Source organism: Pigmentibacter sp. JX0631, assembly GCF_029873255.1.
Taxonomy (GTDB): domain Bacteria; phylum Bdellovibrionota_B; class Oligoflexia; order Silvanigrellales; family Silvanigrellaceae; genus Silvanigrella.
Map to the genome: position 1 here is coordinate 1,258,330 of NZ_CP123622.1, position 12,446 is coordinate 1,270,775.

12 protein-coding genes are annotated in these 12,446 nt (G+C 26.4%); all 12 read right to left on the reverse strand.

Annotation, left to right across the window (positions count from 1 at the left end):
- Position 1: 1 nt before the first annotated feature.
- The 12 genes from QEJ31_RS05405 to QEJ31_RS05460 all read right to left on the reverse strand — a co-directional run bounded on the left by QEJ31_RS05405 (position 2) and on the right by QEJ31_RS05460 (position 12,028).
- A complete protein-coding gene (locus tag QEJ31_RS05405) occupies positions 2–886 on the reverse strand; it encodes a hypothetical protein (protein WP_280592758.1) in 885 nt (294 codons plus the stop codon).
- Positions 883–1,968 (reverse strand): hypothetical protein, encoded by a 1,086-nt coding sequence (locus QEJ31_RS05410; protein WP_280592759.1) that lies wholly within the window; start codon positions 1,966–1,968, stop codon positions 883–885. Before QEJ31_RS05410 ends, QEJ31_RS05405 begins: the two co-directional genes overlap by 4 nt.
- 1 nt (position 1,969) lies before the next feature.
- Positions 1,970–3,490, reverse strand: a complete 1,521-nt coding sequence (locus QEJ31_RS05415) for a hypothetical protein (RefSeq protein ID WP_280592760.1) — start codon at positions 3,488–3,490, stop codon at positions 1,970–1,972.
- On the reverse strand, positions 3,487–4,452 hold the full coding sequence (locus tag QEJ31_RS05420; protein ID WP_280592761.1) for a hypothetical protein: 966 nt from the start codon (positions 4,450–4,452) through the stop codon (positions 3,487–3,489). The genes QEJ31_RS05415 and QEJ31_RS05420 overlap by 4 nt, the downstream gene beginning before the upstream one ends.
- A gap of 16 nt (positions 4,453–4,468) precedes the next feature.
- The gene (locus tag QEJ31_RS05425; protein WP_280592763.1) at positions 4,469–5,065 is read right to left on the reverse strand and encodes a hypothetical protein; all 597 of its coding nucleotides are present in this window, start codon (positions 5,063–5,065) and stop codon (positions 4,469–4,471) included.
- A gap of 293 nt (positions 5,066–5,358) precedes the next feature.
- Positions 5,359–5,853 carry a hypothetical protein gene (locus tag QEJ31_RS05430; RefSeq protein ID WP_280592765.1) on the reverse strand — a complete coding sequence of 165 codons (495 nt, stop codon included), beginning with the start codon at positions 5,851–5,853 and terminating at the stop codon, positions 5,359–5,361.
- 14 nt (positions 5,854–5,867) lie between these two features.
- Positions 5,868–6,512: a hypothetical protein gene (locus QEJ31_RS05435; protein WP_280592766.1), complete on the reverse strand. Its 645-nt coding sequence runs from the start codon at positions 6,510–6,512 to the stop codon at positions 5,868–5,870.
- A 272-nt stretch (positions 6,513–6,784) separates the two neighbouring features.
- Positions 6,785–7,597: an ATP-binding cassette domain-containing protein gene (locus tag QEJ31_RS05440; RefSeq protein WP_280592767.1), complete on the reverse strand. Its 813-nt coding sequence runs from the start codon at positions 7,595–7,597 to the stop codon at positions 6,785–6,787.
- A gap of 75 nt (positions 7,598–7,672) precedes the next feature.
- Positions 7,673–8,824, reverse strand: a complete 1,152-nt coding sequence (locus QEJ31_RS05445) for a citrate/2-methylcitrate synthase (protein ID WP_280592768.1) — start codon at positions 8,822–8,824, stop codon at positions 7,673–7,675.
- A gap of 151 nt (positions 8,825–8,975) precedes the next feature.
- Complete coding sequence (locus QEJ31_RS05450) at positions 8,976–9,950, reverse strand: hypothetical protein (RefSeq protein ID WP_280592769.1); 975 nt, start codon at positions 9,948–9,950, stop codon at positions 8,976–8,978.
- Positions 9,951–10,062: 112 nt separating this feature from the next.
- A complete protein-coding gene (locus QEJ31_RS05455; RefSeq protein ID WP_280592771.1) occupies positions 10,063–10,608 on the reverse strand; it encodes a hypothetical protein in 546 nt (181 codons plus the stop codon).
- Positions 10,609–10,897: 289 nt separating this feature from the next.
- Complete coding sequence (locus QEJ31_RS05460; protein WP_280592772.1) at positions 10,898–12,028, reverse strand: NUDIX hydrolase; 1,131 nt, start codon at positions 12,026–12,028, stop codon at positions 10,898–10,900.
- Between the last annotated feature and the right edge of the window lie 418 nt (positions 12,029–12,446).

Sequence of the window (12,446 nt, forward strand, 5' to 3'; positions counted from 1 at the left end):
TTTAATTTAATTTTTTTGAATAGTAATCAAATTGCTTTTTATCATATTGAGGAAAAGATTTTAGCTCACCTAATATTTTTATTGCATTTAACTTGCTTGTTTCCATGTTTTTTCTAATTTCATTTATATTAATATCAATTAATACATTTTTAATAACTTCAGTAATTTTATTACGAAATGTGCTATATTCGTCCTTATTATAAAATTGGTTTAAAGTTTTAAATTGTTCTATCTCTAAAAGAATTAATTCAATGTTTGATTGCCAAAATATATCATCATAAATAGTTAGATTCTTTTTTAATTCATTTTCAATAAAACAAATTTGAAATGAAATATTATATACCCCTACTTTATTAACTTGATCATTTAAATTTTTTAATAAATCATACGATTTTGAGTACATGTCAACTAATTTTTTATACTCATAAAATACATTAATGTAAGCTTCTAATCTACTTACTGAGAATTCAGATAATGAAGCTGATATCTGATTAATAACAAAACTACAATTTTTATCATACTTGCTTGTCTTTGTATACCAAGGATAATAGTCATTTAAAACGATTGAATATCCTTTTAATGTAGCATTATTTTTTCCTTCTGTAACTCTATGAAAATTTTTATGCGCATAAAATGTTGCATTTAAATTATTAAAATTGCAATTGCTATATTCATATGAAATATTGTAGTTAAATTCATTTATTTTTTTAATCGAATATGAGCCCAGTTGAAGATTATTAAAATCACAATTTATATAATTTTCTGAAGAATTATTACATCTAGAAATAAACAAATTACTATTTGTAAATTGCAATTTTTCACTTTCCAAAGCAAATGTTTTCACATTCAATAATATTAGTGATAGAAAAAATGTCATATTTTTCATAATAAAATCCTTTCAGTTATTTTTTTTAAATTTTCTTTTACACTTTTAATTTCAGAAATGTCATTACTTTTTTCAAAATTGTAAACATTATTTTTAAATTCAGCGTACAATAAATCTAGATCAATATCTTTTTCATTATAAAATAATTTTAAAATTTCTTTTAACTTATCATTCTTTAATAATTCATAATTTATTTCTTTTTTGGATGAACTATAAATTTTATATACTAAATTATTTTCATATAAATTCAAAAGAAAATTTATATATAAAAAATCTTTATATAAATTATTATTATTTATAACTAAATTATTATAAATACTATTGATATATTTTTTTTGCATGTCAGTTAATTTATTTTTTAAAATTGGAACTGGTTTTCCTGGAATTTTTATAAAGCCATCTATAAAGTAAAGTCTTTCAAATTCATTAAATTCTTGTTTTAAAATTAAATTATCTCTACTTTCTGTAAGATTTACTAAAACTTTAAGTTTATAAAATTCGTCATAAAATACATTGTAATTATTCTGCTTAAAAAGCTCTTTTAGCTTAATAAATTTTTCTTTATAATCTTTCCTATTCTCAATAATTTTTTTATTTTCGAAATCCTTAGAATCAACAATATCGAAACTAGTTGAATCAGAATTTTTAGCATAATTTTCCTCTCTGTTTTTTTTATAGTTCAATAGTTCTCCTGAAATTACAGCAGAATCATTTATTAATAAATCTACATATTTTTCCATTGTCAATTCAGATTCTTTTAAATTCCTATTTTGGAAACTATGACCAAATATTCCTTTTGAAAATATTTGATTATCTATTTTTTTTAAATCATCAGAATTTTGTGGATTTATATTAAATGAAAAAGTTATAAAGTCTCCTTTATAATTGTAACTTATTGAATTATTTTTTTCTTTCTCTTTTAGTCGGCCATCTGTACTAGAAATTCTCGATAATTGATTTCCAAGAATATAATCTATCTCTTTTTGTAAATTTTTGTCATTCACTTCATTATCAATATCATTTTTGCATGCAACAAAAATTAATAACAAAGGTATAAATTTTATAGTCATTGAATTTTTCAAATTAATTTCCTCCACAAATTAATTTTTTTCTGTATGAATTATATCTTGTAATTACATCTAAAATTTGAGGTATTTTTTTTACAATAAATTCATTATTTTTATTAAAATCATCAATATTTTTTTCTAATGTATTTTCTATTGTAATATTTATGTCTTTCATTAATAAATCAGACAATTCAGTAAATCCTTCACAATTATCTCTATTAGATATAAAAATATCAAATAATTCTCTAGTTTTAATATCGCGAATATCATTATATATTGTGTTTTGTATTTTTATTACTTTCCTGTCTGACTCAATTTTATTTTGAATACTACGGATTTGAGACTGCGAATATTTTTCAGCCAACTTTTTTACAATACTTATTTTCTTTTTATCTATTGAATAATTCGTTTTTAAATATTCATAATAACTTTTGGTAATAGGATCTTTATATTTTTCAAAATATTTTATATCAAAATCACCTGTATTTGACGAAAATATTGTTAAAAATTTTTCAATTTCATTTTTATTGTAAATAAATCCACCATTAATTGCTTGTATTTCATTAATTTTTTGGGTTATTCTATTTTCTGTCTCTTTTAATATTTTATTTATATTTATTTCATCTGTTTTATTTGATTCCTTATATTTTATTTCTTGATCAGTACTACAAATATCATAAGCAAGCTTTTTTATTTCATCAGATTTATAAATTATTGAATTATTTTTATACCATTCCTTTGCTTCATTATATTTACTTTCCACTTTTCTTTTGAATTTATTAAATTCTTCTTTTTCTTTATTTTTTTGAAATATTCCTGCAAAATATGCATATATAAATGCAGCAGCAAAAACAGCCGCAATTACAATTGCACCTAATCCTGTGGAACTAGCAGCCCCTGCCACAATAGCGCCAGCAATACCGCCAGATGAAATCATGATAAAAAAATTTCTTCTAATATTTGGATCATTATGAATTAGAATATCAGGTGCAGTTTCTTCAGTATTTGGTGTAAAATATAATTCAGCAAGATTAAATGCTTGTGGTTCAAAGGTAAGGGCATTTGAATTTTCTAATTTTGCGGCTAGACTACAGTAATCTTTTAAATTATCTTTAATATCTAAAAGCTCCATTTCTGCTTTTCTGTAGTTATACAAACTATTTTTTATAGATAAATCATTGTGCTGCAATTTATTTGAATATTCTAAGTAATTTGAAAGCCCTTTGAGATCAATATTATTTTCTTGTTCTTCAAGTTTTGATTTTAAATTATTTGCAAAATTTAATTGACTAATTAATTCATTCTTTGATTGGTTATAACTTTTTGTTATTTTATCAATGTAATTATTTTTAATAAATAGTGACTGAGAAAATTGATACCCTATTGCATTAGGAACATTGTATTCCCTCTCTACACGCACGATATGTTGCGCATTTCGCATAAATTTTTCAAAGTCAAAATTGCCGTAATTTGCAAATGCTTTGCTAGGAAATAGCAATTCAAAAAAAATTAAATTTATTGAAATTTTTTTTTTCATTTTTCACGCTCTTGCAAAATACTTTTTACTTTCTGAATTGAGGATGTATTAAAGTTCGGCTCTCTTTCAATTTCTTGAAGAATAGTTCTTAGATAGACATCATCAAATTCATACTGATGATAATTACTAGTGCTTTCTGAAGTTTGAAATGAATCACTAGTAGCTGAAATTATTTTGTCTAATAAAGAAACTATTTTCTTAATTTCTCCAACAATTTTCTTGTATTCAATATTTTCTTTAGAATAACTTTTTATAGTTAGTATTTTACTGTAAAGAATATTTAGTTTACTCAAACTATCATTAGCATTAAGTTCATTCATAACCGAAGAATTAATACTAATTAAGTATTGAATATTTTGAATTAATAAACTTAAATTTTCCTGCGCATTTTCTAAATCCATTTGATTTAAAGTTATTAATAATTTTGATATATTTAATTTAATATTATCCATTGAAAAAATAGCATTTTTAGAGCTTTCAATATTTAGTTGAATTTGATTTATTTTTTCTTTTGATTCTTGGTTAAAATCTATTTCAACCTTCTTAATAATAAAATAGCAAGGGGAGTAATATTCTGTAGAAAATGATGTCTTTGGATCAAGATCAATCAATTGCAAACTGTTACCACTTATTTTTAATTTATTATTCCCAGGAATAACATGACGAACACTTATTCCTGATTGTATTTTTAAATTAAAATAGTCACTTTGAAATCTACCATTTTCAAATCTATTTGCACAAAATCCCCTTGAATAGCTGATAGTAAAATCCATCGGTAAAGAAAATGATTTAGTATTTGTTAGAGAATGAGAAATGTAATTACTAAAATTGCAATTATAAAATTTATTGTAATTTTTTGAGCAAGAGTTAGAAATTATATTTTCACCAATAATATTTGAAAATGCTGAATGAGAAAAGCATAGGAAAATAATTGCAGATGGAATGTTTCTGAGCCTTATCATTTAATAATTCCTTTATTTAGTAAGCAGGTTTTGTAAGATAAGCTGTAATTGACTTGATATATATTTTTTTATTTTTCTGAAAAACAGTTCTTAATCTAGGCTGCAAATTAAATGCATATGGAATATGTTCTACTTTAATTCTAATTTTAGTAAATTTTGTATTTGAACCATTTATCTCGCCCAAAGATTTTTCTTTAATTGAGTGTTCATGTATTACGTTTCCATCGTTATAAATATCTATGTATGCATAAGGAGGTTCGTATGTGGTTTCAAAATTAGCCGCTATTTCGTATTCTACAATAAGCGAATAATTCTTATCTGATGGATATTTATAAAAAGGACTACTATAGTGGCCATAGCCATTAAATGAAGTAATATTCCAATAATTATTTTCAATAACTCCAGCATTAGTTCCACCACCAGTGTAAAATGCAATATCTTGGGCTGTCATTTTCTTAGAATCTACTATTATCACCCTATTATTTTCATTTTTTCTAATACCATTTTTTGAATACTTATCATATGTATTATCATAAATACTTTGTGAATTAGCATTAATACTTGTAAGAACTATTTGAGTTATTATTATTTTCTTTAAAAAATTTTTAAGCATTTCATGACCTTTATTAATTTTTATCTTTATTTCTATCAAAATTAAATAATTTAAATTCATCAAGTAATCATTGTAAAAAGTTGCAGAAATATATCTAAATCTAGACAGAAGAAAATTGTTATTGATAGATTTGTTTCTGTTTGCCTCACCCAAAAATTCTATTCAATAATATCGATACTTGTCTAAGTGAGAAAAATGAAAATCATTAAATAAGGATAAAATTTAAAAATATTTTCTTTTATGTGACAAAATATATAAGATATAAAAAATTTATTTTTACTACATTAAATTAGTTAATAATCACAATTAGAAATACGCATCTTATTGCATCCTTCCTCGCCTCTAAAGTATTTTTTTTCTTTAATAAATTCATCACTTAATCCGCATTCACAAACTAGAGACGAAACGGAATCATTCATTCGAATCTCATCAAGGTATCTTAATTGGTACCCATTAGTATGATTTGAAAGAATATCCCAATGCCCTTTTAAATAGGAATCAGTATACAATTTGACAGAGCAATGAGGCCCGAGTACAACAGAACTTATGGCATTATCAAATGATCTATTATTTCCTCTCCACCCATTTCCAAACCAGTCTTGAATATGTCCATTCCAAGATTCTCTTTCAACCATATGATTATTTAGATTATACAATTTTGCACCAGCAACAATAGTTTCTGAATATCCACTTTGTATATGTTCATATAAAGTACAAGTATTTGCAGAACTAATATTTGCAGAAAGTATTGCGCCAATTGATAATATTGTTAGAGTTAATTTATTCATTGTTATTTTCCATATTAGTTTATTTTATTAGCAAAGTAATTTTTTATTTTATTTTCTACAGCAGGATATACGTCATTATTTACCATATTTTTTAAGTCTGTGCTATAAAAACTTTCTGAATACTTAAAAAGTTTTCTTTTCTCTTTTGCTTTAAAAGAGTTGAATAGATGATCATAGTACAGTGATTTGAAGTTTTCAGATGAGACTTCAGCTACTTGCCAAGTCCCATTGTAATTCCTAAATCTAATTACAAATTCGGGCTGCTTTGACTCAATGCTATTACTTTGAATGAACAACCCAGGATCTACCATTCTAATTTTAAATGAAGCAGCATAATAATCACTGTTACAATTTTTTAACTTAAGACTATTTGAATTCATATTGTTAGTAAATGTACCATAATTATCAGAATTTAAATCATCTTCTGAATACTCATAATGATTATTATCGTAATTTAAATTTTCTTCTACTTCATATTTAAATTCAAAAGTATTAGTAAAAGTCCGATTAAAAACACTGTAATTATAAGTAACAGGAATAATTATTGAGTTTGAATTATTATATTTACTTATATTTTGATTTAATTTATCACAAAAATTCTGTGCAAAAGAATTTCCCATAAATAAGACAGATGATACAGCTAATAATGCTTTCTGCATTTTATTCCTCTTAATTAAACAATATTTTATATAAATATTACGATGTAAAAAACCTTACCTTTTAAACTTGTATTTTTTTCCGAAGTCAGTCAAAATTTAAAAAACTCCATAACCACATGTAATTATTAATAATTACAACAATTTATAATTATTGAATTTTTTACCAAAATATCTAAAAAATATTTATTTTTAATTTATTTAATTTTTTTTAGTACTGTTTTTATTACAATAGATATATTTTTTCTTTTAAATTCTCACACATTACAAATAATCTACACATCATCCCTACCTGCAATAAAATTTTCTGCTTCTTGGGTACTAGGATTTGTAAAAAATTGCGCTGTTTGTGTGTATTCTATAATTGTTCCGTGACGCATGAAGAGTGTCCAATCAGTAACTCTACTCGCTTGATATAAGTCATTAGTTGCCCATACCAATGTTGTTTTATCACTCATATTTAAAATTAAATTTTCAGTTTGCTTTAACATTACTGGATCCATGCGCAGAAATGCATCGTCAAGAAGAAATATTTTAGGTTTGCGTAACAAAGCTCTTATAATGGCTAATTGCTGCAAAAAAGGAAGTTCAACTTGACTAGGTAACAACTCTGCAAGGGAATCAATTAATGCTTTATTATGTTGAGAGATGGGTAAAGTATCTATTAATTGATGAAAGGGCAAAATATCTTGGATACCTGCTAAATTTTGGGAAAGCGCAAAATTTTCTGCTATCGAAACAGGAAGCCAAGCACTTTTTTCAGATACCAAAGCAATTTGGGAAGATATTTTTTTGAGAATTTCTTGATTGGGTTTTTTTCCTGACAAAGGAATTCCTAAAATACGAATTCCTCCTGTTTGTTTAAAAGAATTTAGCAATAAATTATTGTCCATTTCCCAGATGAACTGGGCAATAACAGATAGAACCATACTTTTTCCTGAACCTGCAGGTCCAATAATCGCAACGGATTCTCCTTCAAATATAGTAAATGTAAGTTCCCTAATAGGAGAAATAAACCCAACAGAAAGCGAATAATTCTCAAATGAAATGACAGGTGTTGATTTCTTTTTAAATGAATTTGTAGCCATTATTTATCTCGCAAAAAAAATCTCATAGAAAAAATCTATGAGATTACTTTATAATACAAATGACTTTAGTGTGTATTATTTTCTATTTTTTATATCTACATATTTATCATCTGCTGGACCAACATATTTAGCTGCTGGACGATAAATACGGTTGTCTCTCCACATTTCTACGATATGTGATGACCAACCTGCTACTCTGGATACAGCGAAAATTGGAGTAAAATCAATAGATTCAATTCCCATTAAGCGATACAATGCACCAGACCAGAAATCCACATTTGGCCAGATATAATCTTTTGAAGTTTTGCTTAATTCTTCAATCATAGAATCATGCACAATTCTTAAAGTCTCATAAGTATCTTTTTCTTTTTTAGAAGCAACCAATTTTTCTAACATCCCACGTAGAACTTTAGCTCTTGGATCCATTGTTCTATAAACGCGGTGACCAAAACCCATTACTTTAGCTTTAGTAGCTAATGCATTTGCTACCCAAGCTTTTGCATTTTCTGGCGCTCCAATGGCATCAGCCATTTCAAGAACTTTTTCATTCGCTCCACCGTGCAAAGGACCTGAAAGCGCTCCAATTGCAGCAGAAATAGAAAGTGAAAGTTTTGCTTCAGTTGAAGCAACAACTCGTGCAGCAAAAGTAGATGCATTAAAATCATGGTCAAGATGCAGAATTAAAGCAACATCAAACATACGTGCTTCTTCTTTATTTGGTACGTTACCATTTAGCATATAAAGAAAGTTTTCTGCGTGTGAAAGATCAGGATTTGGAGCAATTGCTTGCAAACCACGTCTCTCACGAGAAATTCTTGCAACTGCTGTAGCAAGTTGGCTAATAATTTTGATTGCACTATGAATATTGTGTTCTTCATTTTTTAAATTAACAGGTTGCTCATCAAAACCAATAGCTGCAATTGCTGCTTGCAAAACTGCCATTGGGTGTGCAGATCTTGGAGCAGCAGAAATAACAGCTTCAACAGTTTTTGGTAAAACTCTATTCGCTTTCATTTCCGTTAAGAATTTATTGAATTGATTTTGCGTTGGTAATTTACCATATAAAGAAAAATAGACACACTCTTCATAAGTTGATTTTTCAGCAAGCTCTTCTATAGAAATACCACGATAGATTAATTTACCTACTTCACCTTGAACTTGGCTTACTGAGGTAGCATCAGCGACAACTCCTGCTAAACCTTTTGAAAATCCTTGTTCTTCTGCCATAATATGCCTCCTCAAATAATTAAAATCATTAATTAAATCAGTATTATAAATTAAAAAATACGTAACTCTTTGTTAAAAATGAGATCGCGTATTTAGACTTCTATACTCCTGTAAGTCTTCTCATACAACTATCGGAGCGGGGCGGAAACTCTTAAGTATTTTTAGCATAATTAAAAAATTTTGTGCTTTCCTTAACTAATTCTTGATAATTAGCTGGTTTTCCTTCTTTTAATAACCATCTTTCAAACCATAAAATACATTCTTTAAACTGCGCATCAGAAATGATTCCACGAAATTTTTGTATTGCTAAAAAAACACCGTAGGAGATGAGAACATCAATAGCACAGTATTCTTCTATTTTTTGCGAAGCATGATTACAGTAGTATTCTTCAGCGACGAGGGATCCGTCCATTCCTGCCATTTTTCCGCCCAGGCCAATTGCTTTCGCAATAGTATCTAATCCAACTCTGGCATTTCTATTATCATAGTTACAAACAAAATTCATTAAATCAAAAACTTTATCAGCTGCATATTTGTATCTATAAGAGTCATTCCCTAAATTTTTTACATAATCTTCTATAGGACATGTAATAAAATGTATTAAACTTCTTTGTTCTAATACCATTAAATCAAAATTAGCTATGTTAAATCCACAAAAAGTAACAGGTAATTTTTTTAATTTACTTTTCTGATATTCTGTGAGATTACGATTAAAAGTATGGTCATACCAATGTTTATGAAAATCTTGATATTTCATTGAAAATTGCCAAAACTCTTCTATAATTTTTTTTTCATGACTTAAAAACTCATGATAAGAATTTACTTTTGGAATTGTTCTTTTAAATCCATCCATTATATAATATGTTTCTGGATCAATATATAATGCACAAATTGATACTATTGAATGATAAATAGTTTTGGGAAATTCTATATTTTCTTTTTCTTTAATTTTCTTTAATAAAAGATAATCATTCCATTTTAACGAAATATCTTCTTCATGAAAATGATCATCTAAAAAATTTTTTGCTAAAAGTGGAATATCTGGAACTGTTTCAATATCAAAGATCAAGAAAGGAGCTTGAGGCCTTTCCATTTTTAAAATAGTGCTACTGGGATTCACCGACATTTGCATGCACCTCAAATTATTATAATTAATACTTTCAGTTCAAAAGCATAGAATTAACAATTTTAGAACATAACTAAATATCTTGTTTCTTGACAAGGATTAAGAGAGTCTATTAAATTTCATATTCAATATAAAATCCGGCTGTTAATACTGTCCCAACATAGCTCAACTGAAGACCAAGCATTTTCCATGATATGTCGTAAGTTACTTGAAAAAAAGGAAGGTATTTTAAATCATCTGCAATAGAAACCAAACGGCTATCATAACCTTTCACAACACCTAAGTTGTAACCTAAATCTGTAGAAAATCCATTTTTGTCGCCAGTTCTATAAATACTTCTATGTAAAGCAAAAACATAGCAACGATCATTAAATGAATTGATAAATGAGCCGGCTATAAAACCTGAATATGCAACCGCTAAGAGATCATGCTGCCAATTTTCTTCGGCGTCTTGATTCACTAATAAACTTAAATGAAAAGACCACATCCCTAAGTAAACTGCGTCTTTACCTGGTTTTCCCCAGAGGGAAAATTCTGAGTTACTTTCAGCGCTAGACTTAGGTTTTTCTAATTCTGTTGATTTTTCAGGATAAGCATTTTTAATTTCTGAATTACTTGTTCCAGTAATTCCTAAATGATATTTTTCAATATTGTTCATGATTAGCTCTTTTGAAAAAACTTCTTTTTCAAAAAAACAACAGATAGATAATAGTGTAATTATTTTTATTAAAATATTTTTTGTTACCATATTTATATTTACGAAAAAAGGTTTAACGAAAGAAAAAAGCATACTTTTTTGAAGCAAAAAGTATGCCAATTATTAACATTCTGTTAACTTTGAATTAATACTAATATAAGGCGTGAAATGCTTAATTTTTATACACTTCTACAATATAAATGTATAAAAAATAAACAAAATAAATCAACAATTTTAGATATTTTTTGAATTAAAAAGCATCTAAATAAGTTCTAAACGTATCACAAGTCTTCCCAGTAATGCCTAAGTTATATCCATCAACTTTAGCCCCTTTTTTACATTCACTCAATTTAAACCAACGATAACCAGGGCTATTAGGAATATTAAATAATTTATTGCTAACTTCATGCGCAAATTTATCCTGCGGTACAAATTTACGATTGTCTAAATAATTTTTATCTAATTTAACGACAAACAATACGTAGTCATTAGATTGTAACACCATTAAACGCTTTGATTGATCAAGCTCATTCTTTAATGATTTAAATTTACCAGCTTCTTCATCAAATTCACGGATAGCGCCTGTTATTGGATCTTCAAATTCTTGTGTTGCAAAATTTAAATGTTTATTCTCATGATATGCGCATGAACCACCTGGAAAATTCCACCATTCTCCTAGCTTAGGAGATCTCAATTGTAATAAGAATCTTTTATCTGGTTTTGAATCATCAACTATTAAAACCCCACATTTTGATATTGGTTTTGTTGGAATTACTTTATCAGAAAAATAATGAGCAACTTTTTGATGTTTAGGTAACGGCATAAATAGTTTTGTAGTTGGGCTATTAGCAGAAACTAAAGATAAAACTCCAGGACTATCATCATAAAATAAAGTTAAAGCTTGATTATTTATCTCAACAGACTTATCTCCGTTTACACAAAAAACTTGACTACTTGGAATTGAAGGTAAGCCATTTTCTTTAAATAAATTATCTCTTTTAATAGTATTCGCTGAAACACAAACTGATTTATTATGAGTAACAACAGAAGGATTATTTCCATTGCTTAGAAGAAAATCAATTTCTTTTTTTAGTCTGATATTTCTGCCAGTAGTTTCAAATGCTGGTCTTTTAAAGTAATAAAAATCATTTGCTGTATATTTTACTTCAGTATGCAATACACCATCAACATCAAAGCCAATTTTAGCATTTTTAGGTCTTGCAAAAGGAGAGGTTGAACTCTCTACTTCATATAAATCATCTGTACCATTATAAGTTATAACTTCTTGATTTTGAGGATTTTTATCCGATTTTTCTGATGAATTAGAACAGCTTGTAACCATAAGTAATAAAATAGAAACGAATTTTTTTTGAATTTTCATTGCTTTCCTTTTATAGAATAATATATAAAAAAACCTTTAATATTAAAGATATCTGTTTATATAAAGAGAATTCTCAAATAACAGAATTTCTTTGTATCAGTATAATATAATCGATGCAATATTATTTTAAAATTTATAGAATATATTCAATTTAAATAAATATAAATCATTATAAAATTTAAAGTAAATAAAATTTTTATTAATTTTCTAATTAAATACAGAAGAAATATTCCTAGCTTACTCGTCCTAGTATTCTCCAACCTTAGTATTTATGATAAATTTTATTAATTTTAGAAAAATATTAAAATTTAGTTTGTTTAGTAATAAAAAATTACAATACTATAATTTTATTGAATTATTATTGAAATTTGTAAATACACAGGTGTTTTTAAACATTTTCTGTTAATTTAAAATTTAT

Bases quoted from the DNA above. Each gene is read 5' to 3' on its own strand.
- QEJ31_RS05440 (WP_280592767.1), bottom strand. From the start codon at position 7,597: ATGGCTACAAATTCATTTAAAAAGAAATCAACACCTGTCATTTCATTT.
- QEJ31_RS05415 (WP_280592760.1), bottom strand. From the start codon at position 3,490: ATGAAAAAAAAAATTTCAATAAATTTAATTTTTTTTGAATTGCTATTT.
- QEJ31_RS05455 (WP_280592771.1), bottom strand. From the start codon at position 10,608: ATGAACAATATTGAAAAATATCATTTAGGAATTACTGGAACAAGTAAT.
- QEJ31_RS05425 (WP_280592763.1), bottom strand. From the start codon at position 5,065: ATGCTTAAAAATTTTTTAAAGAAAATAATAATAACTCAAATAGTTCTT.
- QEJ31_RS05435 (WP_280592766.1), bottom strand. From the start codon at position 6,512: ATGCAGAAAGCATTATTAGCTGTATCATCTGTCTTATTTATGGGAAAT.
- QEJ31_RS05430 (WP_280592765.1), bottom strand. From the start codon at position 5,853: ATGAATAAATTAACTCTAACAATATTATCAATTGGCGCAATACTTTCT.
- QEJ31_RS05445 (WP_280592768.1), bottom strand. From the start codon at position 8,824: ATGGCAGAAGAACAAGGATTTTCAAAAGGTTTAGCAGGAGTTGTCGCT.
- QEJ31_RS05450 (WP_280592769.1), bottom strand. From the start codon at position 9,950: ATGTCGGTGAATCCCAGTAGCACTATTTTAAAAATGGAAAGGCCTCAA.
- QEJ31_RS05405 (WP_280592758.1), bottom strand. From the start codon at position 886: ATGAAAAATATGACATTTTTTCTATCACTAATATTATTGAATGTGAAA.
- QEJ31_RS05460 (WP_280592772.1), bottom strand. From the start codon at position 12,028: ATGAAAATTCAAAAAAAATTCGTTTCTATTTTATTACTTATGGTTACA.
- QEJ31_RS05420 (WP_280592761.1), bottom strand. From the start codon at position 4,452: ATGATAAGGCTCAGAAACATTCCATCTGCAATTATTTTCCTATGCTTT.